The sequence below is a fragment of the Kytococcus schroeteri genome (genome assembly GCF_042433515.1).
In the GTDB taxonomy this organism is placed as follows: domain Bacteria; phylum Actinomycetota; class Actinomycetes; order Actinomycetales; family Dermatophilaceae; genus Kytococcus; species Kytococcus schroeteri.
The window spans coordinates 119,140-139,578 of sequence record NZ_JBHLVH010000027.1; the positions used below are offsets into that span (position 1 = coordinate 119,140).

Annotated in this window: 19 protein-coding genes; 9 read left to right on the forward strand and 10 right to left on the reverse strand. The window is 72.9% G+C overall.

Annotated elements, in window-relative coordinates:
• From ACFFHC_RS10775 to ACFFHC_RS10785, 3 genes are all read left to right on the forward strand, one after another.
• Positions 1 to 1,209: a S1C family serine protease gene (locus tag ACFFHC_RS10775; protein ID WP_181443181.1), complete on the forward strand. Its 1,209-nt coding sequence runs from the start codon at positions 1 to 3 to the stop codon at positions 1,207 to 1,209.
• Positions 1,210 to 1,788: 579 nt separating this feature from the next.
• Positions 1,789 to 2,226 (forward strand): DUF6318 family protein, encoded by a 438-nt coding sequence (locus ACFFHC_RS10780; protein WP_238138134.1) that lies wholly within the window; start codon positions 1,789 to 1,791, stop codon positions 2,224 to 2,226.
• Positions 2,223 to 3,107 (forward strand): hypothetical protein, encoded by an 885-nt coding sequence (locus ACFFHC_RS10785; RefSeq protein ID WP_379805320.1) that lies wholly within the window; start codon positions 2,223 to 2,225, stop codon positions 3,105 to 3,107. The genes ACFFHC_RS10780 and ACFFHC_RS10785 overlap by 4 nt, the downstream gene beginning before the upstream one ends.
• A gap of 208 nt (positions 3,108 to 3,315) precedes the next feature.
• Here the strand turns inward: ACFFHC_RS10785 and ACFFHC_RS10790 are convergent, their stop codons facing one another.
• From ACFFHC_RS10790 to rpmG, 4 genes are all read right to left on the reverse strand, one after another.
• Positions 3,316 to 4,371 carry a GTP-binding protein gene (locus ACFFHC_RS10790; RefSeq protein WP_070703178.1) on the reverse strand — a complete coding sequence of 352 codons (1,056 nt, stop codon included), beginning with the start codon at positions 4,369 to 4,371 and terminating at the stop codon, positions 3,316 to 3,318.
• A complete protein-coding gene (locus ACFFHC_RS10795; RefSeq protein WP_070703177.1) occupies positions 4,368 to 4,616 on the reverse strand; it encodes a type B 50S ribosomal protein L31 in 249 nt (82 codons plus the stop codon). Before ACFFHC_RS10795 ends, ACFFHC_RS10790 begins: the two co-directional genes overlap by 4 nt.
• Positions 4,617 to 4,686: 70 nt before the next feature.
• Positions 4,687 to 4,992 (reverse strand): 30S ribosomal protein S14, encoded by a 306-nt coding sequence (gene rpsN / locus ACFFHC_RS10800; protein ID WP_070703176.1) that lies wholly within the window; start codon positions 4,990 to 4,992, stop codon positions 4,687 to 4,689.
• Positions 4,992 to 5,153, reverse strand: a complete 162-nt coding sequence (gene rpmG, locus ACFFHC_RS10805) for a 50S ribosomal protein L33 (RefSeq protein ID WP_070703175.1) — start codon at positions 5,151 to 5,153, stop codon at positions 4,992 to 4,994. The genes rpsN and rpmG overlap by 1 nt, the downstream gene beginning before the upstream one ends.
• A gap of 175 nt (positions 5,154 to 5,328) precedes the next feature.
• Here rpmG and ACFFHC_RS10810 point away from each other — a divergent pair, with 175 nt between their 5' ends.
• The 4 genes from ACFFHC_RS10810 (at position 5,329) to ACFFHC_RS10825 (ending at position 10,251) form a co-directional block, all read left to right on the forward strand.
• Positions 5,329 to 7,422, forward strand: coding sequence for a HelD family protein (locus ACFFHC_RS10810; protein WP_070703174.1), 2,094 nt, complete (start codon positions 5,329 to 5,331; stop codon positions 7,420 to 7,422).
• 180 nt (positions 7,423 to 7,602) lie between these two features.
• Positions 7,603 to 8,646, forward strand: coding sequence for a chymotrypsin family serine protease (locus ACFFHC_RS10815; protein ID WP_101850123.1), 1,044 nt, complete (start codon positions 7,603 to 7,605; stop codon positions 8,644 to 8,646).
• Positions 8,647 to 8,838: 192 nt separating this feature from the next.
• Complete coding sequence (locus ACFFHC_RS10820) at positions 8,839 to 9,249, forward strand: hypothetical protein (protein WP_101850124.1); 411 nt, start codon at positions 8,839 to 8,841, stop codon at positions 9,247 to 9,249.
• Between the two features lie 318 nt (positions 9,250 to 9,567).
• On the forward strand, positions 9,568 to 10,251 hold the full coding sequence (locus ACFFHC_RS10825) for an HD domain-containing protein (protein WP_141494470.1): 684 nt from the start codon (positions 9,568 to 9,570) through the stop codon (positions 10,249 to 10,251).
• A 68-nt stretch (positions 10,252 to 10,319) separates the two neighbouring features.
• Here ACFFHC_RS10825 and ACFFHC_RS10830 read toward each other — a convergent pair whose 3' ends face one another.
• Complete coding sequence (locus ACFFHC_RS10830; RefSeq protein WP_379805330.1) at positions 10,320 to 11,132, reverse strand: DUF4031 domain-containing protein; 813 nt, start codon at positions 11,130 to 11,132, stop codon at positions 10,320 to 10,322.
• Between the two features lie 37 nt (positions 11,133 to 11,169).
• Between ACFFHC_RS10830 and yczE the strand changes: the two genes are divergently transcribed.
• Positions 11,170 to 11,829 carry a membrane protein YczE gene (gene yczE / locus ACFFHC_RS10835; protein ID WP_379805333.1) on the forward strand — a complete coding sequence of 220 codons (660 nt, stop codon included), beginning with the start codon at positions 11,170 to 11,172 and terminating at the stop codon, positions 11,827 to 11,829.
• A 106-nt stretch (positions 11,830 to 11,935) separates the two neighbouring features.
• On the opposite strand, the gene ACFFHC_RS10840 is transcribed toward yczE, so the two are convergent.
• Positions 11,936 to 12,613, reverse strand: a complete 678-nt coding sequence (locus ACFFHC_RS10840; protein ID WP_070706099.1) for a hypothetical protein — start codon at positions 12,611 to 12,613, stop codon at positions 11,936 to 11,938.
• Between the two features lie 196 nt (positions 12,614 to 12,809).
• On the opposite strand from ACFFHC_RS10840, the gene ACFFHC_RS10845 reads away from it, so the two are divergent.
• Positions 12,810 to 14,171, forward strand: a complete 1,362-nt coding sequence (locus ACFFHC_RS10845) for an HNH endonuclease (protein WP_379805337.1) — start codon at positions 12,810 to 12,812, stop codon at positions 14,169 to 14,171.
• Here ACFFHC_RS10845 and ACFFHC_RS10850 read toward each other — a convergent pair.
• The 4 genes from ACFFHC_RS10850 to groL form a co-directional block, all read right to left on the reverse strand.
• Positions 14,146 to 15,213: a tetratricopeptide repeat protein gene (locus tag ACFFHC_RS10850; RefSeq protein WP_379805340.1), complete on the reverse strand. Its 1,068-nt coding sequence runs from the start codon at positions 15,211 to 15,213 to the stop codon at positions 14,146 to 14,148. The genes ACFFHC_RS10845 and ACFFHC_RS10850 overlap by 26 nt on opposite strands.
• Positions 15,210 to 16,559 (reverse strand): AAA family ATPase, encoded by a 1,350-nt coding sequence (locus ACFFHC_RS10855; RefSeq protein WP_379805343.1) that lies wholly within the window; start codon positions 16,557 to 16,559, stop codon positions 15,210 to 15,212. The genes ACFFHC_RS10850 and ACFFHC_RS10855 overlap by 4 nt, the downstream gene beginning before the upstream one ends.
• A gap of 9 nt (positions 16,560 to 16,568) precedes the next feature.
• Positions 16,569 to 18,614, reverse strand: coding sequence for a tetratricopeptide repeat protein (locus ACFFHC_RS10860; RefSeq protein WP_180802211.1), 2,046 nt, complete (start codon positions 18,612 to 18,614; stop codon positions 16,569 to 16,571).
• 162 nt (positions 18,615 to 18,776) lie between these two features.
• Positions 18,777 to 20,414, reverse strand: coding sequence for a chaperonin GroEL (groL, locus tag ACFFHC_RS10865; protein ID WP_070703671.1), 1,638 nt, complete (start codon positions 20,412 to 20,414; stop codon positions 18,777 to 18,779).
• Between the last annotated feature and the right edge of the window lie 25 nt (positions 20,415 to 20,439).

Sequence of the window (20,439 nt, forward strand, 5' to 3'; positions counted from 1 at the left end):
ATGGACGAGTACACGGCACGGACCCAGGAGGCCGTCCCCCCGCGTCGCGGGTGGTGGCAGGTCCCCACAGTTGCGGTGCTCTCCGCTGCCCTGGCGACGGCCGGCACCTGGACCCTCGCCGAGAACGGCGTGATCGGCGGCGGTGACGACACCACGACGAGCACCCAGCGCCAGGTGGCGCAGGGCGCCCCGGCCAGCAACCCGAGCCCGAAGGCCGACGAGGGAACGCAGCAGGAGGCCACGGCGGGGGACGCCGCCGCGGCCGGGAAGACCCCTGCGGCGACGGCCGACGGCGTGGACTGGTCGGGGGTGGCCGAGAAGGTCTCGCCCAGCGTGGTGGCCATCTCCGTGCAGAGCGCCACCTCGGGCGGGTCCGGGTCCGGCGTGATCCTGGACGAGCAGGGCCACGTGGTGACCAACCACCACGTGGTCGACGGCGCCCAGAACATCACCGTCACGCTCGGCGACAACCGTGCCTACCCCGCCGAGGTGGTGGGCACGGACGCCGAGACCGACCTCGCGGTGCTCAAGCTGAAGGACGCCCCCAAGGACCTGAAGCCGATCACCGTGGGCGACGACACCGGCCTGCGCGTCGGCGACCCGGTGATGGCCGTGGGCAACCCGCTGGGCCTGTCCGGCACGGTGACCACCGGCATCGTCAGCGCCCTGGACCGGCCGGTGCGCGCCGGCGACACCGAGACCCAGGTGGTGACCAACGCGGTCCAGACCTCCGCGGCCATCAACCCGGGCAACTCCGGTGGGGCACTGGTAAACTCGTCGGGCGAGCTGGTGGGCATCAACTCCGCCATCGCCACGCTGGGGTCCAACCCCCAGGCGTCCGGCAACATCGGCATCGGCTTCGCGATCACCGCCACGCAGATGAAGAACGTCACCTCCGAGCTCATCGAGCACGGCAAGGCGACCCACGCCCAGCTGGGCGTGCGCGTGGGCGACACCACGGTGGAGGTGGACGACGCGCGCGTCAACGGCGCCGGCATCGCCTCGGTGGAGCCGGACGGGCCTGCCGCCAAGGCGGGGTTGAAGGCCAAGGACGTCGTCGTCGCCATCGACGGCGAGCCGGTGGACAGCATGTGGGCGCTCATTGCCCAGATGCACGAGCGGGCGGTGGGCGACACCGCGAAGCTCACCGTCGTGCGCGACGGGCAGAAGAAGGACCTGGACGTGACCGCCGGCGAGAAGGCGGACTGACCAGGCACAAGGACTCCCACGCAGGCGTTGTGCGACCGGCTGCGTGGGTGGGGACTCCGGTTCCCGTCGGGTCGAGGCCCTCCCCCCTTGGGGACTCCCCGACAAACAAGCCGCCCGGGCCGTGGGTGTGTGTGACCACGGCCCGGGCGCACTCATGTCTGGGGGGGCGTTCGGCAGGGGCGGGTGTTCTTGGGGGAATCGTTATCGGGATCCTGTGGAAAACCCTGCCGGCGGGGTGGCGCGCTGTGCCAAGGTGCCGGTGTTGCCCTTCGTCGCACCGGGAGACCCCTCATGCCCGCTCGCTCGCTGCCCGTGAAGACCGCCGTGCTCGCCGTGTGCGGGGCCCTGTTGGTGGGGGCGTGCTCCTCCGATGCGGAGGGGGGGGGTGGCTCGTCGTCGACCACGCCTGATGCGGTGGAGACCTCCGCGCCGATGTCGTCACCGAGCGACGCGACGGCGCCGGGCTCGCCCGAGCCGAGTGGGGGTGGCTCGAGTGATGCGTCGCCGTCCGGCGGGTCGGGTGCGCCGACGTCGCCGGCGCCCAACACGTCCGACGGTGAGACTCCGGCTCCGCCGGTGATGCCGGCCGCGGCGAAGGAGAACACCGCCGAGGGTGCCGAGGCCTTCGCCCGCTGGTACGTCGAGACGCTGAACCACCTCTACCAGCACCCCAAGGCGGGGGTACTCGACAAGTACGCCGGCGACGACTGCAAGACGTGCGCGAACCAGTCCGAAGCCTTGGTCGAGGCCTCTCGGACGAAGGAAGCATCTGATGGGCCTGTCTTCGACATTCTTGGCGCAAAGGTGACTGCGACGGGACCGAGCACCTATGACGCGGTCGTCGGCTTCCACCAGCTACCGGCGACGTTCACGACGCCCGATGGCGAGGTGACCGCTCGCCTCGAAGAGATCGACGAGATGGGGCTTCTCTTCCGCCTCCGACACGAGGGGGGTTGGGCCGTGGAGAAGCTCCATCCCAATGAGGACCCCGTCTTCACCAAGGATGGCTCCCGATGAGCCTCCTCACCGTCATGGCGCTCGCCTTGATGGGCAGTTCGGACTGCGGCCCGGTCGTCACTTGTGACGAGGACGGAGACGGTGTCGTCATCGGAATGCTCAAGAACGAGGTCGAGGAGTTGGCGGACAAGCGACCGCCGAAGTCGACCCCACCTGCGCCCGGGAAGCCGCCGACCTTGTACTACGAATACGTCGTCCAACACACCTGCCCGGGCATCCGCCCCGGACCCGACGAGCACGGCGCGGACTGCAACCTCTCACGCCACGGCTGCGACGGCTACCTCGGCGACGGACCCCTGGTCACCATCTCCGAACGCATCCTGCGCACCCAGGACGACGAGATCGTCCAAGGCTGGTCCTTCGTCGGCAAGACCTGCTACCCCGAGGCCGTCCCCGGCCGCTCCGGGGAAGTGGCTGACAAGCGCATCGCCAAGGCCTTCAAGGTCACGAAGTTCGCCCTACCCGCCCCCACCTGGGACCCGCCCCGCACCGACCCCCTGGTCAACAAACCCGTCTACTTCACCACCACCTTCACCGAGGCCGGCTACGAGCCGAACGAGACCCGCACCATCCCCCCATCACAGATGCTCGGCCACGACCTGAAAATCCTCCCCGAACTCAAGAACGTCACATACCACTTCGGCGACGGCGACCAGCACGGCCCCACCGTCGACACCGGCGGCGAGTACCCCGACGGCACAGTCACCCACACCTACACCAAGGCCGGCACCCTCCACCCCCGCATCACCGCCACCTACACCGGCCGCTACTCCCTGGACAACGGCCCCTGGCGCCCCCTCGGCATCGAGGTCACCGTGAAGGGCGAACCCACCACCCTCACCCCCACCACCCTGGTCACCCAACTCGTCCCCAACCCCTGACCCGCCCACCCCGGGCGACCCGGCCGACGGCCCACGGGCAGCCGCCGGCGGCCCAAGAGCGTTGAGTCGTCGCGCACCGGGGTCGACACACCCCACCCACCCCAACGAACGACGACCCAACGGGAACACGCGGCACCCACCGGTCACCGACGCACGCGGCGGCGGCCCCCCCCCAGGATGCCGCCGCCGCGTCGTATCGAGAAGCAGCTCAGGCGGCGCCGGCCCACTCCTCGAAGCCGTCGGGACGCCCCACCCAGCGCTCGGCGGCGCCGACCATCTCGGCATCGGTCATGAGGGCGTGCTCGAACGCGGCGCGCACCTCCTCCACGTCGTCGACGTGGGCGGTCACCACCAGGTGGGTGCGGCGCTTGCCGTCCCACCGCGCGCACTCGCCCAGCCGCAGCTGGCCACAGCACTCGTCCCAGGCCAGCACGGAGTCCGGGCGGCTGGGCAGCCAGAACGCGCCGCGCGTGCGCAGGGAGGCCAGCACCATCGGCTCCATGGCCTCCATGAGGCGGTGCGGGTGCAGCGGGCGCCAGGACTCGAGCACCACCGTGGTGATGCCGTCGGCGTCCTCGGCACCGGTGGGGCGGCGGTGCAGCGGGCTCGTGCACCGCGACGCGGTGTCCACGTCGTGCCGCATGGCCAGCAGCGCCGCACCGTCCACGGACAGCGTGGAGTCCACGTGCAGCGCGTCGGCGCGGGCGAGGTGGCGCAACAACGTGAGGTCCTGCGGCGCGGCCTCGTGGCCGGAGTGCACCACCACGTCGGCGTACTCCAGCTGGGCCACCACGGCGGCGGTCACCTCGGCCCCCTCGGGCCCGCCGGTGCCGGCCACCACGCGCTCCACGAGGCCCGCCGGGTCCACCACGGCGGTCACGGCACGCAGCTCCAGGTGCTCGGGCACGCGCTCGTCCAGCACGTCGGTGCCCAGCGCGGTCCCCACGGGCAGCAGCTCGGCACCCAGCGGCAGCACCACCAGGGCGGCCGGCCACCGATCGGCGCCGGCCAGCTCCAGCAGGGCGGGCACCAGCTCCTCGCGCAGCGCGCACGAGTGGCAGGCGTGCTCCATCAGGGAAGTGCGGTCGTCCACGGTCCCGGTGGCGTCGTGCACCACGCGGCGCACGGTGCCGGCCTCGGCGTCGAGCTCCAGGCGCAGGGTCACCGCATCGGGCAGGTCGAGCTGCGCGGCCAGGACGGCAGCCGAGAGGTCGGCCTCGTCCGTGCCGCCCAGCACCACCACGGGCAGGCGGTCGCTGGTCACCGGCGGGCCCCGTAGCGCTGGCGGAAGCGCTCCACGCGGCCGGCGGAGTCGAGCACCTTCTGGCGCCCGGTGTAGAAGGGGTGGCTGGCGGAGGAGACCTCCACGTCCACCACGGGGTAGGTGTTGCCGTCCTCCCACTCGATGGTGCGGTCGGTGACGGCGGTGGAGCGGGTCAGGAACGCGAAGCCGGCGTCGGCGTCGCGGAAGACCACGGGGCGGTAGTCGGGGTGGATGCCCTTCCTCACGGCATCTCCTCTCTGGTCGGGTCGTCGACGGGGATGCCCGCGACCGCGCGCCCGGCGCGGCCGCGGGGGCTCACCAGGAGCTCTTGGTGACGCCGGGCAGCTCGCCGCGGTGCGCCATCTCGCGCAGGCGGATGCGGCTCAGCCCGAACGTGCGGTACACCGCGCGGGGGCGGCCGTCCACGGCATCGCGGTTGCGCAGGCGGGTGGGGCTGGCGTCGCGGGGCAGCTTCTGCAGGGCGCTCACGGCCTCGGCGCGCTCGGCGGCGGTGGAGCCCGGCGCGGAGACGATGCGCTTGAGCTCGGCGCGGCGCTCGGCGTACCGGGCCACCACCTCGGCGCGCTGGCGATTGCGGGCGATCTTGGACTTCTTGGCCATCAGCGGGTCTCCCGGAACAGGGTGTGGCGGCGGAGGGTGGGGTCGTACCGGCGCAGCTCGAGCCGGTCGGGGTCGTTGCGGCGGTTCTTCTCGGTGATGTACGTGAAGGCCGACTCCGTGGACCGGAGCTTGACCTTGGTACGGATGTCCTGTCGTGCCATGGGGCGGGACCCTACGCTGATTGAGAACGGTTCGCAAGAATGATTCTCAATCGGCGCGTGGTACCTTGCTCGGCCCCCTCGGAGCGCCCCCGGCGCAGGGCGCGGCCACGCCGCCCCGAGCCTCGTCCGGCCCACCGGAGACAACCCCGCACCCCATCTCTCGCGGAGAGACGCCGTGGACACCCCCACCCCCGATGCCGGCACCCCGCCCACCGACTCCCCCGATGCCGAGCTGGCCGCCGAGCGCGAGCACCTCACCCGCGCACGGTCCGCCATGGCCCGCATGCGCGAGTCCTCCCTGGCCACCACGGCCGAGGGGGCCGACGCCCGCACCGTGGAGTTCCTGGCCCGCACGCTGTGGCAGCGAGCGGTCTCCCTCGAGGACGACCCGCACACCACGCTCTTCTTCGGCCGCATCGACCTGGCGCCCGGCCACGGCACCGACCCGCTCTCGGACGCCCCGGAGCGATGGCACCTGGGCCGCCGCCACGTCACCGACGACGCCGGCGACCCCCTCGTCATCGACTGGCGCGCCGAGGTGGCCACCGCCTACTACCGTGCCTCGGCCACCGACCCGATGGGGGTGGAGCGCCGCCGCCGCTTCGGCGTGGTCGACGGGCAGCTCACCGGCTTCGAGGACGAGCACCTGCTGTCCGGGCAGGCCCTGGACTCCGCCCTGCTGGCCCACGAGATCGAGCGCCCCCGCACCGGGCCGATGCGCGACATCGTGAGCACCATCCAGCCCGAGCAGGACGAGATCGTGCGCGCCGACGCCGCCACCACCGTCTGCGTGCAGGGCGCGCCCGGCACCGGGAAGACCGCCGTGGGCCTGCACCGCGTGGCGTGGCTGCTCTACGCGCACTCGGCCCGCCTGGCGCGCGGCGGGGCGCTCGTCATCGGCCCCAACGAAGCCTTCCTGGAACACGTGGGGCAGGTGCTGCCCTCGCTGGGCGAGGTGGAGGTCGCGCACAGCACCGTGGACGGCCTGCTGGGGCTGGAGGTACGCGGCACCGACGCCGCGGACGTGGCCACGCTCAAGGGCGACCCGCGCCTGGCCGAGGTGGTGGACCGCGCCGTGTGGGGGCGCATCACCGAGCCCGACGAGGCTCTCGTGGTGCCCCGCGGCGCCCGGCGCTGGCGGGTACCCGCGTACGAGGTGCGCGAGGTGTTCGCCGAGCTGCGCAGTCGGGGCGTGCGCTACTCCGCCGCCCGGGAGATGGCCGCCCGCCGCCTGGCGCACCGGGTGCTGGCCCAGATGGAGGCCGCCGGCGACTCGCCGGACGACCGCGTGGCCGATGCGGTGGCCCGCTCCACGCCCATGAAGGCCTACCTCAAGGCCCACTGGCCGGTGCTCGACCCGCAGCGGGTGGTGTTCGAGCTGCTCGGCGACGCCGACGTGCTGGCCCGCGCGGCCGAGGGGGTGCTGTCGCCCGAGGAACAGGCTCTGCTGCAGTGGGACAAGGCACCGCGCAGCCCCCGTTCGGCGCGCTGGTCGGCCGCCGACGTGGCCCTGCTCGACGAGGCCGGCGACGCCGTGGAGCGCACGCCCAGCCTCGCGCACGTGGTGCTCGACGAGGCGCAGGACCTCTCCCCCATGCAGCTGCGGGCCGTGGGGCGCCGGGCCAGCACCGGGGCGCTGACGGTGCTCGGCGACATCGCGCAGGGCACCACGCCGTGGGCCACCGCCTCGTGGGAGGAGACGCTGCACCACCTGGGCGCCGAGGGCTCGCACGTGGAGGAGCTGGTACGCGGGTTCCGTGTGCCGGCGGCCGTCATCGAGCTGGCCGCACGGCTGCTGCCGCACATGGCGCCCGGGCTCCGTGCCCCCGAGGCGGTGCGCTCCACCCGCGGTGACCTGGCGTTCACGGCAGTGGAGGGCAGCGGCGGCGAGGTGGACGGCACCCCGAGCGAGGCACTGCTGGGCGCCGCCCGCGCGGCCGCGGAGCGGGCGCTGGCACACGAGGGGACGGTCGGCGTCATCGTGCCCGGGACCTGGACCGATGCGGTGGCGGCCGCCCTCGATGGGGTGGAGGAGGCCTCGGCACCCGAGGAGGGTCCCGCGTCCGCGCGCTGCACGGTGCTGCCGGCCGGCACGGCCAAGGGCTTGGAGTTCGACCGCGTGGTGGTGGTGGAGCCGGCCCGCGTGGTGGCCGACGAACCCGACCACCGCACCGGACTGCGGCGGCTGTACGTGGTGCTCACCCGTGCGGTGAGCGGGCTCGAGGTGGTGCACGCCGCGCCCCTGCCCACCGAGCTGGGCGTGGGCTGAGGAGTGACGGACACGGGACGGAGACTCCGTTGAACCGACTACGCCGTCGTGCGAAGTCTCCCACGCACGGGCGCCAGGCCGTTACCAAGCGCTCACTCAGCACCCCTAGCGGGACGCCCCACCTGCGCCATACATCGAGCCACCGGAACCTGTCAGGTTCCCTCGAGAGATGAGACAGCAATGAACCGCACGAGCGTGCGCAGCGGTGCCGCCATCGGCCTCTTGGTCGCCGCCCTGTTCCTCCCTCCCGGCTCAGCCATGGCTGAGGACGCCGAGACACACCTCTCCCCCATGGCCGCGCCCGTCCAACCTGACGGTTCCCCCGACTCCTCTGACGAGGAGATCGCCGCTGCCACCGCTGCAGACGCTGCCACCATCGCCGCGCAGGAAGGCCGAAGCGTCGCTGAGGTGCAGGAGGATCTGAAGTGGCAGGACTCAGCGCAGGCTGAGATCGACAGGGTCGCCGCACTGGCCCCGGAGGCCTTCGCCGGGTCGTCCCTCTCCGTCGCGGACCGCACCGTCTGGGTCGGGTTCACCGGCACCGCCCCCTCAACCGACACACGATTCCCCGAGGGCACGACAGCAACCATCCAGGGAGATCTCCCCCTGAACCACGAAGGTCGTGTGCAGGCAGCCCGAGCGGCCGCCTCGGCAGTCGAGGCGGAGTTCGGCGCAGAGGCCGTCTCCCGTGTAGATGCCGTGACCGGCATGGCCGAGGTCTTCGTCGCCACGTCGCGCCCCTCCGGATCGGATGCACGTCTGGCCCGGGCCGAGAGGGAAGCAATCAGCGAGATCACGGTGTACTTCGACCCGAACAGCAGAGGGGGCGAGGAGACCGTGAACGGCGGTGGGCGACTGGAGCGGGTGGGCACCTCGAGCCTCCTGTGCACCTCGGCGTTCACCGTGGTCCGGAACGGAACGAGGGGAATGACCACAGCACAACATTGCCCCTTGCCATTCACCCATGAGAACTACGACAACGCGACCGAGCACCAGGTCACCCACAACGCCTCCCACTACGGCGCGGACGGCGACATGCGGATCTACACGACCAGCGACATTGAGGGCCCCCGATTCCGGGCCGATTATCGCGACGTGCGTACCCTGGCTCAGGCGCCGGGGTTCAGCGTCGGCACCTACATGTGCCACTTCGGACGCGGCAACGGGAAGCGGTGCGACACCGTGTACGACACCACCGTCTCCAAGGGCAGCCTGTCGGCCTGATCGCCATGGAGCACCACTACACGACGGGCGGCAACAGCGGGGGGCCCTGGTACAACGGCACCAAGGGTTACGGAATCCACCACGGGTACAAGACGATCTGGTTCAAGGACAGGTCGCTCTTCACCCCTCTCAACCGAGTCACGCGACACTGGGGTGCCTATGTCCTGGTGGGCTGAGGCCACGGGTGCAGCCATGGTTGCAGCACTGATCGTCTCCGGCTGCACTTCCGCCGACCAGAAGAGCGCCCAGGGTGACACGAGCCTCTGGGTGGCCAAGGACAGCAGTTCAACGGGCGAGGCCATGCTCGAGGGGACACTGCGGTACCTCCAGGACGAGGGGTGCTGGGTTGTGGAACCCTTGGCGGGAGATCTCGACGCCGACGTCAGCCCAGAGAGCGCCAGAACCGCCGTCATTTGGCCCCCGGGCTCGTTCTCCGTCGAGGGCTCCCGTCACACCGTCTCCGCGGAGGGCGGGCAGGTCATGGACGGGCAACATGTCCAAGCGTCCGCTGCGTTCATCCACGACCCCGGAGAATTCACCATTCCAGAGACCTGCCGAACCGCAGGGATTGCAGTGGTGAGCAACGTCCATCCCGCGGAGTGAGAAGGACGGATCCCGTGTGCGCGGGGAGGGCGGCGTCCCGGTGAAGCGCTTTGCCCTCCCCGCGCACACTCGTGGGATCGTCTGCAAGTGCGCGATGGTCTGCCGCGCAGACGCTGGCGTTGACGCGAGCACGGTGCAGGAGGTGAAGCAGCTCGTGCTGCTCACCGCGGGGCACCGCGCCCGAAGGCGGCGGCATCCTCGGGCGCGAGGCGTGGGCGTTGGACGACCGGTCGGCCCTGTGCGTGGTGGACGGTCAGGTGGAGCTTCTGCCGGGCGAGCACTGGCGGCACCTCCCCGGCTGAGGTGCACACTAGGCGCATGCCCGCCCTCATCGCCTGGTGGCGCCAGGACCTGAGCACGCTCGCCCCCGCCGCACCGGACCAGGCGGTGGTCGATGCCGGCGCCCGCCTGCTCGCGGCGTGGACCGCGCCGGGGCGCGCCTACCACTCCACCCGGCACCTGGTGGAGCTGTTCTGGGCGCTCGAGGAGCTCACCGAGGCCGGCGAGGTGAACGCCGGGGACGCGCCCCTCCTGCGCGTGGCCGGGTGGTTCCACGATGCGGTGTACGACCCCACCGCGGGGGCCGGCGCCAACGAGCGGGAGTCCGCGGCGCTGGCCCGGCGCGAACTGGAGGCGCTCGGGGCCGCGGAGGCCGTGGTGGCCGAGGTGGAGCGGCTGGTGCTGCTCACCGTCGACCACCGGGCGGAGGGCGGGGACGGCGGCATCAGCAGCGAGGGCGACGGCGGCGCCCTCCGGCGTGCCCGGGCGTTCTGCGACGCCGACCTGTGGGTCCTGGCGTCAGATGCCACGCGCTACACCGAGTACACCGCCCAGGTGCGGCAGGAGTACGCACACGTGCCCGACAAGGCCTTCCGCACCGGGCGCCGGGCCGTGCTGGAGCACCTCGGGGCCGGGTCCGTCTACGCGACCGACCACGCCCGGCGCGCCTGGGCGCCCGCCGCCGCGCGCAACATCGCCGGGGAGCTGGCCGGCCTGGCCTGAGGCCGCGCGGTCCGGGCGACGGCTCGGCCCCGTCGACCCGGGAGGACGTGTGCCCCCCCCGGACCGCATCACACGCCCCAGCCACGCTCCATCCCGCGGGCCACCAGCGGCCACCACGACGCACCGCCGACCAGGGCACGCCCCTCGGCCAGCCCCACCCAGCGCGCACCGTCGATGGGGGCAGGCGCCTCGGAACCGGTGGACCACGCAGCTCCGACGGCGGCCAGGCCGTCCGGACCCCCGACCACCTGGAGTCGGTAGGCACGGTGCTGACGGCGCAGCACCCCGCCCTCGCGCCGCACCTCCTCCTCGTACCCGATGAGGGCGCCCTTCCCCGACGTGGAGGACGGGCCGCCGACGTCGCGGCCCGGCACGCCCCCGGCCACACCCTGCGGCCCCACGCCCTGCAGGAGGCCCCACCCGTCCTCGCCCGGCACGAGGAGCACGCGCCCGGCCCCGTCGGCCACCACGAGGCCACCGTCCTCCATCGTGGCCGACCCCGCCGCACCCACGGGCCCGGCGGCCGAGCGCACGAGGTCCACCCGGTGCCCCTCGTCCACCACGGTGCGGGTCAGGCACTTCTCGGCCTTCCGCTTGCGCAGGCGCTGCCCGGTGGCGGTGAGCATCGCCGTGATCTCCCGCGCACTGCGCAGCTGCGCGCCCGCGGCCAACAGGTCATCGAAGGCAGAGACCGGCACGTCGGCGTGGTCACCATCGAGCCAGCCGGGGTGCAGGCCCGCCCCGGCCAACGCGTCGGTCAGCTCCGCGGACGCCCGCACCCACGAGGCGGCGCCCGTCGCCTCCAGGCCTCCGTCGCTCACGAGATGGCTGAACACGGTGTCGTGCGCCGGCCACGCGGGGCGGTCGATCCACAGGGCCATCGTCGAAGCGTAGGTCGACAGCACCCATACTGCGCCCATGGCCGCGCCCCACCGCGCCTCCCTGGCCGCCCTCGGACCGCTCGAGCAGCTCCGCGCCAGACGACTGCCCCTGCGCCTGGCGTGGCTGCTGATGGGCCTGTTCCTCTACGGGGCGTCCATGGCCATGGTGCTGCGTGGCATGTTGGGGCAGTTCCCGTGGGACGTGCTGCACGTGGGTCTGGGCCACCACCTGCCGCTCAGTTTCGGCGTCATCGTGGTGCTCGTGTCGTTCGTGGTGCTGCTGGCGTGGATCCCGCTGCGCCAGCCGCCGGGTCTGGGCACGCTGGGCAACGCGTTGCTCATCGGCCCCGCGGCCGACCTCGTGCTCGCCGCCCTCCCGGCTCCCGACACGTTGGCGCCCCGCATCGCCCTGATGGTGGGCGGCATCGTGCTCAACGCCGCGGCCACCGCCATGTACGTGGGCGCCCAGCTGGGCCCCGGCCCCCGCGACGGGCTCATGACCGGCCTGGCCCGCACCACCGGGATGTCCCTGCGCGTGGTGCGCACGGGGCTGGAGGTGGCCGTCATCGTCCTGGGCGTGCTGCTCGGCGGCACACTCGGCGTGGCCACGGTGCTCTACGCCCTGGCCATCGGCCCCCTCACCCAGGCCTTCCTGCCCTACCTGACGCTGCGCCTCCCCGGCCACGCCCCGGGCTGAGGCAACCACCTGATGGTGGGCGCAGCCGGCGCCGGGGCCACGCACCCCGGTTGCCGACGCCCCACGGCCGGGGGCCACGGCGTGTGGCGTGGCCCCCGGCATCGCATCAGCGAGTGGACGTCGCCGAGGTGGCAACCCAGTAGGTGCTGCCCTCGGAGGTCACGGCCTTGTAGATGCGCTTGCTGCTCGAGGTGACCGTCAGGCGGGCCACACCGGTGCTGCCGCTCTTGGCCGTCCCCTTGCGCGACCAGGTGCCGTTGGCGTTCTTCACGTAGAACGTCACCGTCGCCCCACCGCGCTTGCGGAACTGGCTGTAGGTGGTGTTGTACGTGGACACCGTGCTCGACAGCGTCACCGTGCCGCCCTTGCGGCTGGAGGTCAGGGCGTTCTTGCTGCCCAGCTTGACCGTCATGGTGCGGGTGTTCTGCGTGAGCGAGTTGAACGTGCTGTCGCAGGCGTAGTCGGGACGAATCTTGTACGTGCCGACGGGCAACATCCAGTCGTACACGTCGAAGGTCTGGCGCGCCCCATTGGCGGAGGATCCCCCGCTGACGAGGAACCACTCCTGGGATCCCTTGCTCGGATGGATCGCCTGCCAGGACCCCACGCCTCCCTTGTTCACGCACGCCCCGGAGAGGCTCACCGGGTACTCCCGGAACTCGCGGTTGATGGTGATCTTGCTGGGGGTGGTGATGGTGCACGAACCGGCGGCCACGGAGGGGGCAGCGGTGGGGAGGGTGCTGGCGCCCACGAGGGCGGCCACGGCGAGTGCGGCTCGGCGCATGTGTGTCTCCTTGTGATGCGGAGGAGCTCCTGTCCCCCGTCGCCGCAGAAGGTACGAGGCACCACCGACAACCTCCTCCACCGCCCCGGCGACGACGCTACCCCCAGAGGATTAGCACACATGTTCTGCTACATGCTATACTTGTCCTAGAACATCGCGGGGTGTTCCACCTGCGGGAAACCAAGGGGGTGACGTCATGACGGGTCCGACGGTCGACAGGACGGCCGAGCACCGGGCGGGCGTGCAGGCCATCGAGTGCTGGCTCGACCGCGGGGGCGGCGGCACGGCGGCCGAGCTCGTGGACCTCATCGGCCACCTGGAGGACCTGGCGAACGTCGTCACCGCCGCACAGCTCACGGCGGTGCGGCGCCTGGCCGAGCAGCAGACGATCGAGGACCTCGCCGCGGGCGTGCCGGAGCGCGACGCCGGGTCCACGGTGGGTGCGCAGGTGGGCCTCGCCCGGCGCCAGCCGCCCCGTCGTGGAGTGCGCGACGTGCACCTGGCCGGCGTCCTCGCCGACGAGCTCCCCCACACCCGCCGGGCGATGCTGGAGGGCACCGCCAGCGGCTACCAGGCGGAGCTCGTGGTCACCCACACTGCCTGCCTCTCGCGCGCTGACCGGGCCCGTGTCGACGAGCTCGTGGCCCCGGAGCTGGGGTCCCTCTCACCGCGGCAGGTCGTCCACCGCGTGAAGCACCACGCCTACCGGCTCGACCCCGAGGCCGCGACGCGCCAGGCGGCCATGGCGCACCGGGAGCGCCACGTGTCGGTCCGCCCCGTGCCCGACACGATGGCGCGGGTAGCCGCCCACCTGCCCGCCGCCCAGGCCGTGGCCGTGTGGGCAGCACTCGACCGGGAGGCCAAGGCCCTGCGGGCGGCAGGGGACGAGCGGACGCTGGGTCAGCTCCGCGCCGACGTGCTGGTCGGCCGCGTCACGGGCCAGCTGGAAGCCCCGGCCGTCCCGGTGGAGGTGCAGCTCGTGGTGCCGGCCGGCACCCTGTTCGGCAGCACGGCGGTGCTCCGGGCGCTCACCAGCGGTGACGAGCCGGCCGTCCTCAGCGGCTACGGCCCCCTGCCGGCTCCCGTGGCCCGGCAGATGGTCCGCGACACCGCCGCGTGCAGCCTGCGGCGCCTCCTGCTCGACCCTGAGTCGGGCACCCTCGTGGGACGCGACCCGCGCCGACGCCTCTTCTCGGCCGGGGAGCGTGACCTGCTGGTGGCCCGAGACCAGACCTGCCGCACCCCCTACTGCGACGCCCCCGTGCGCGAGGCCGACCACGTGGTCCCCTTCTCCGAGGGCGGCCCCACCACCCTGGCCAACGCGCAGGGCCTGTGCACCCAGTGCAACCAGACACGCAACCACCCACGGTGGAGCGCCAGACCCCTCGGGCCGCCGACGACCACGACACCCCGGACCGAGCCGACCGCCCGGGCACGACTGCTCGCGCTGGCCCGCCAGGCCTGCGTGGAGACCACCACCCCCACCGGCCACCGGTACACGAGCCGGACGCCTCAGTTCGCCGCAGGGCCCCTCAGGCCCGGCGCGCCTCCCGGGTGATGCGCCGCGCCTGCACGACGGCCCGGAGCCAGGAGACGACGACCCCGGCCACGATGCACGGGATGGCGGGCCCGTACAGCGCCGCGCCGTCCTGGCCCATGACCGCCCCGGTCACTCCCCCGGCCGCCTGGGCCAGGGTGACCAGCCCCAGCAGGGCTGCCCACAGGACGCCCAGCGGGTCGCGGCGCGTGTATCCCCGCAGCCATGCCCGCACTCCGAGGCGGTTGGTCCGCACGATCGGCCGGAAACGTGACCACGCGAACCAGAGGGCCAGCCCCAGCACCACCAGTCCCAGCACCCCACCGCCCGGCCTCGGCAGGAGGAGCACGGACACCAGTCCCGCCACGAGGCTCACGACCAGCGCCCAGTGCGTGCGCTGCAGGGCGCTCGCCGCCATCTCGTCCAGGGCCCGCAACGGCATGGTGAGCGTGGGGTCCTTGCCCAGCAGGTCCGCGAACTCCCGGGCCGAGCCCTGACGGTCCCTCCTCATGCCCAGACCCGCCAGGTTGTGCTGCGCGTGGTGGTGGTGCGGGTCGATGGCGAGCGCCTGCCGGTAGGCGTCCGCGGCCGCGCCCTGCCACCGGTCGTGCAACGCGTACCCCAGCGCGAAGTACGAGTCGGCGGCGTGCGGGTCCAGCTCCACGGCACGGCGCCCCGCCTCGACCGCCTGGGTGTACCGCTTGAGGTCGCTGAGAACCTGCGCCAGCACCCGCTGCCCCACGGCCCGGTGGGGGTCGAGCTCCACCGCACGCGTCAGGGCCCCCAGGGCCCGCTTGGGCTGGTCGCCCTGCCGCAGGGCATCGCCCAGCATGATGTGGGTGACCGGATCGTCCGGCGCCAGGGCGACGGCCCGCTCGGCGGCCTGCCGCGCCTCCTCCGCCCGACCGGCGGTGAGGTGCAGGCTCGCCCAGAGCAGGTGCAGCCGTGCCTCCTCCGGCGACTCCGCCGTGGCGCGGGACAGCTCGGCTGCGGCGTCGTCCACTCGCCGCAGGCGCAGCAGTTCCTGCACGCGCGCGACGCGCACCTCCAACAGGGCGTTCACAGCAGCTTCTTCCCCTTCATGTACGTGCGCAGGTCGCCGTACTCGCCGGACGGGTCGCCGTAGGTCACCACGTTGCGCGCCGCGGAGAACCACGCCCCCGTCGAGGGCCGCACCTCCCCCAGGGCGGCCTCGAGATCGCGCTGGGTGATCATGCGCGGCGTACCGCTGCGCACGCTGTCCATCATCGCCCGCTCGGCGGCGGTGTCCACGAGGTGCGCCAGGTCCGCACCGGTCAGCCCGTCGGTGCCCTTCACCAGGCGGCGCAGGTCCACCCCCTCCACCGGGCGCCGGGAGAGGTAGCCGCGCAGGATCTGCTCGCGCGCGGCGTCGTCCGGCGGCAGCACCAGCAGCGTGCGGTCCAGGCGGCCCGGGCGGCGCAGCGCGGGGTCGATGTCCCACGGCGCGTTGGTGGCCGCCAGCACGTACACGCCGTCGTTGTCCGAGCCCACGCCGTCCAGCTCCTGCAGCAGCTGGTTGACCACGCCGCGCATGGCCCCCATGTCGTGCCGGGTGCGCTTCTGCCCGATGGCGTCCACCTCGTCGAGGAAGAGCACGGCCGGCGCGCTGCGGCGGGCCAGCTCGAACAGGCCGTGCAGGTTGCCCTCGGACTGGCCGATGTACATGTCCAGCACGTCCGAGAGGCGCACGTTGATGAAGCCGGCCCCCATCTCGCCGGCCACGGCCCGTGCGATGTAGGTCTTGCCCACCCCGGGTGGCCCGTAGAGCAGCAGCCCCCCACGGAGGCTCTTGCCGTACATGCGCCGCATCTCGGGGCTGCGCATCGGGCCCAGGAAGGACACCTCGAGGCGGTCCTTCACCTCCTGCATGCCGCCCACGTCGGCCAGGGTCACGCCGGCACGCTCCACCTCGAAGAGGTCCTCCACGCCCGCCGGCTCGCCCTGCACGGGTACGCGCTGCGGCTCGCCGTGGCCGCCCCCGCCCGGAGCACCGGCGACCCCGCCCTCGGCGGGCTCCACGAACATCGGCCCGGGGGCGTCCGGGAACTGCTCCTCGGCAGCCGACCAGTCGTACCCGTCGGTCGAGGCCCCACCCCCACCGGTCGACGCCCCGCCCTGCACAGGGGCCTGGTCGGAGGTGCTCGCCTCCGCGGCCGGCATCGTGCCCGCCGGGGGCGTGGTGGGTGCGCCCCCACCGAGGGCACGGGCCATCAGCGCACGGGCCTGGCCGCTGGTGGGGTCCTGCTGCAGCACGGTGGCGCAGTGGGCCACCGCCTCGTCACCCCGGCCGGCCCCCACCAGCAGGTCTGCCAGGTGGAGTCGCAGCGCGATGTCGTCGGGGCTCGCCTGCACGGCGCGCCCGAGGGACTCGATGATCTGGTCAGACATGCCGCGAGCCTAACCAGCGTTTCTGGCGGGACCACCGGGCTCCAGCGCGCGTGCCTGCTCGGCGTGGAACTCGGCCTGCTCGGTGTCTCCCAGGAGGCCGTGGACCTCCGCGAGCTCCCGGTGGGCGATGACGTCGGTGGGGTCGAGCGCGGCCGCCCGCGTCAACGGCTCCAGCGCGTCCTCGTGGCGTCCCTGGCGGCGCAGGATGATCGCCAGGTAGAGGTGGTGCGTCGGCAGCCCCGGCTCCAGCTCGAGGACCCGCCGCTGGGCGGCCTCGGCCTCCTCGGGCCGCCCCTGGTTGAGCCGCGCGATGGCGAGGTGGATCAGCCCGCGGGCGTCGTCGGGGAAGGCCTCGACCAGCCGCGCGGCGATGGCCGCCACGTCGTCGTGGCGCCGCGCCTCGGAGAGCCGGATCAGGTAGTCGATGGTGCGGCGCGAGGGCCCGATCCCCTCGCCCTGCTCGAAGGCCGCCAAGGCACCGCGTGCGTGCTCGTTCCCCGGGTCGGCCTCCACCACGGCCCGCAGGTGGGCCAGGCACCGCTCACGGTCGGTCACGCGCGCGGCGAAACCGGCGGCCTCGCGGGCCCGCAGGTCGTCCGGGGCGAGCTCCACCGCCTGCTCGGCCGCCCGCACCGACCCCTCGTGGTCGCCCAGCAGGTCCAGGACCTCGGAGAGCAGCAGCTGGGCCGCCACGTCGTCCGGGGCGAGCTCGACGGTGGCCCGCGCGTGGTGCGCCCCCTCCAGCAGGTGCCCCGCCGCCAGGCAGCACCGCGCCGCCGTGGCCCGGATGCCGCGGGCCCCCGGCTCCAGCTCGGCCGCCCGCTCCGCCTCCGCCGCGGCATCCTGGAAACGCCCCCGCTGGGCCAGGGACTGCGCCCACACGTGGTGGGCCGACGCGGTGTCGGGATGGTCGGCCAGGAGGCGCGCCACCGCCTCGTCCAGCGCGGTGTGCTCGCCCCGCGTGGCCAGGTGGAACAGCTCCACCACGCGGGGGTCGTCCTTGGCCAGCCCCGCGTCGGCCAGGTGCTCCACCAGCCGGGCCGACCGCGGCACCCCCTGGAGCACCTGCGGGTCGTCCGCGGCGCAGCGCAGGGCCTCGCGGGCGTGGTGGAGCGCCCCTGGCACGTCCCCGGACCGCTCGAGAGCCACCGCCATCACATCGTGGGCCAGCGCACTGCGCGGGTCGATGTCCAGGCCCTCCCGGGCCACCTGCTGGGCCTCCTGGGGGCGCTGCTGGTCGAGCAGGAGGTTGGCCAGGTTGACCCGCCCCACGACCCAGCCCGGCTCCCGGCGCACCACCTCTCGGGCCGCGTGCTCGGCCGCCCCCAGGTCCCCCCGCCGAGAGTGCAGCGCCGTCCACGCGGTCTGCAGGGAGACCGCGTCCGGATACGCGTCCGTCAGCGACTGCAGCACCCGGGCGGCCTCGTCGAGCAGCCCCTCCTCCATGAACGCCCGCACCTGCCGGCGCCGCGGGTCGCCATCCACGCCCGGACCGGTCGGCCGCAGGTACTCCTGCTCCCGCTCGAGGCCCTGCCGCGCCTGCGCGTGCTCCGGGTCCCGGGCCAGCACCTCGCGGTAGGCCCGCTCGGCCAGGGCGGGGTCCACCACGGAGACCGCACGCCCCAGGGCCAGGTGCGCCGCGGGGTCGGCCCCGTCGAGCCGCACCGCCTCGATGCCGGCACGTCGCGCGTTGCCCAGGTCACCCAGGCCCCGCAGCGCATAGGCGTACATCTGGTGCACCGGCGACCAGTCCGGCCGCACCCGGTGCAGGTCGTCCAGCGCCACCCGGGCCGCGGACCACTGCCGGTTCTGCAGGAGCGTCTCGGCCAAGCAGCGCAGCGGGTTCACCCCCTGGGGGTCCAGGGCCACGGCCCGGCGCGCGGCCTCCTCGGCCTCCCGCGGCTGCTGGGTCGCGCGGAGGTGCCAGGCGGAGGTGACGTGGAACAGGGGGTCGTGGGCGTGGGTGGGGGCCAGACGGTCCAGGAGCTGCTCGAGCTCGGCGAACCGGTGCTGGGCCATGAGCTGCTCGCAGGTGCGCATGTCCATCGGGTCCATGGGGCGAGATTCGCACCACTACCGCCGGCCACCCCTCATCCCGGTGGTGGACCGTGCGCCCGGCGCCGCTCGCCACCGCTCCCGCACGCCGACGGGCGGCCCCTCCCGCAGGAGGAACCGCCCGTCGTCAGCCGCGGGCGCGGGGCCCGGCAGCCGGTGGGATCAGAAGCCCATGCCGCCCATGCCACCCATGTCGCCCATGTCGGCGCCGGCAGCGGCCTTGTTGTTGTCCGGCTTCTCGGCCACGATCGCCTCGGTGGTGAGGAAGAGCGCGGCGATGGAGGCGGCGTTCTGCAGCGCGGAACGGGTCACCTTGGCCGGGTCGATGATGCCCTCGGCGATCATGTCGACGTACTCACCGGTAGCGGCGTTGAGGCCCTCGCCCGGCTTCAGGGAGCGGACCTTCTCCGCCACGACGCCGCCCTCGAGGCCGGCGTTCACGGCGATCTGCTTCAGCGGGGCGCTGGAGGCCACGCGGACGATCTCGGCACCGGTGGCCTCGTCGCCCTCGAGGGACAGGCCCTCGAACGCCTTCGTGGCGGCCTGCAGCAGGGCCACGCCACCACCGGCGACGATGCCCTCCTCCACGGCGGCCTTGGCGTTGCGCACGGCGTCCTCGATGCGGTGCTTGCGCTCCTTGAGCTCCACCTCGGTGGCCGCGCCGGCCTTGATGACGGCCACGCCACCGGCCAGCTTGGCGAGGCGCTCCTGCAGCTTCTCGCGGTCGTAGTCCGAGTCGGAGTTCTCGATCTCGGCGCGGATCTGCTTCACGCGACCCTGCACCTGGGCGTCGTCGCCAGCGCCGTCCACGATGGTGGTCTCGTCCTTGGTGACGACGACCTTGCGGGCGGTGCCCAGCATGTCGAGCTCGGCGTTCTCCAGGGTCAGGCCGACCTCCTCGGAGATGACCTGACCGCCGGTGAGGATGGCCATGTCGCCCAGCATCGCCTTGCGGCGGTCACCGAAGCCCGGGGACTTCACGGCGACGGACTTGAAGTTGCCGCGCACCTTGTTGACGATCAGCGTGGCCAGGGCCTCGGCCTCGACGTCCTCGGCGATGATCACCAGCGGCTTGCCGGACTGCATGACCTTCTCCAGCAGCGGCAGCAGGTCCTTGATGGCGCCGATCTTGGAGTTCACCAGCAGGATGTAGGGGTCCTCGAAGACCGCCTCCATGCGCTCGGTGTCGGTGACGAAGTAGGGCGAGATGTAGCCCTTGTCGAAGCGCATGCCCTCGGTCAGCTCGAGGTCGATGCCGAAGGTGTTGCTCTCCTCGACCGTGATGACGCCCTCCTTGCCGACCTTGTCCATCGCCTCTGCGATGACCTGACCGATCTCGGGGTCGGCGGCGGAGATGGACGCGGTGGACGCGATCTGGTCCTTGGTGTCGATCTCCTTGGCCATGGCGAGCAACTCGTCGGAGACGGCCTGGGTGGCCTTCTCGATGCCGCGCTTCAGGCCCATCGGGTTGGCGCCGGCGGCCACGTTGCGCAGGCCCTCGCGGACCATGGCCTGGGCCAGCACGGTGGCGGTGGTGGTGCCGTCACCCGCGACGTCGTCGGTCTTCTTGGCGACCTCCTTGACCAGCTCGGCGCCGATGTGCTCGTACGGCTCGTCGAGCTCGATCTCCTTGGCGATGGACACACCGTCGTTGGTGATGGTGGGGGCGCCCCACTTCTTCTCCAGCACGACGTTGCGGCCCTTGGGGCCGAGCGTCACCTTCACGGCGTCGGCAAGGGTGTTCATGCCGCGCTCGAGGCCGCGACGGGCCTCCTCGTTGAACGCAATGGTCTTGGCCATCGGTGGTTTCCTCCCACACGCGTAG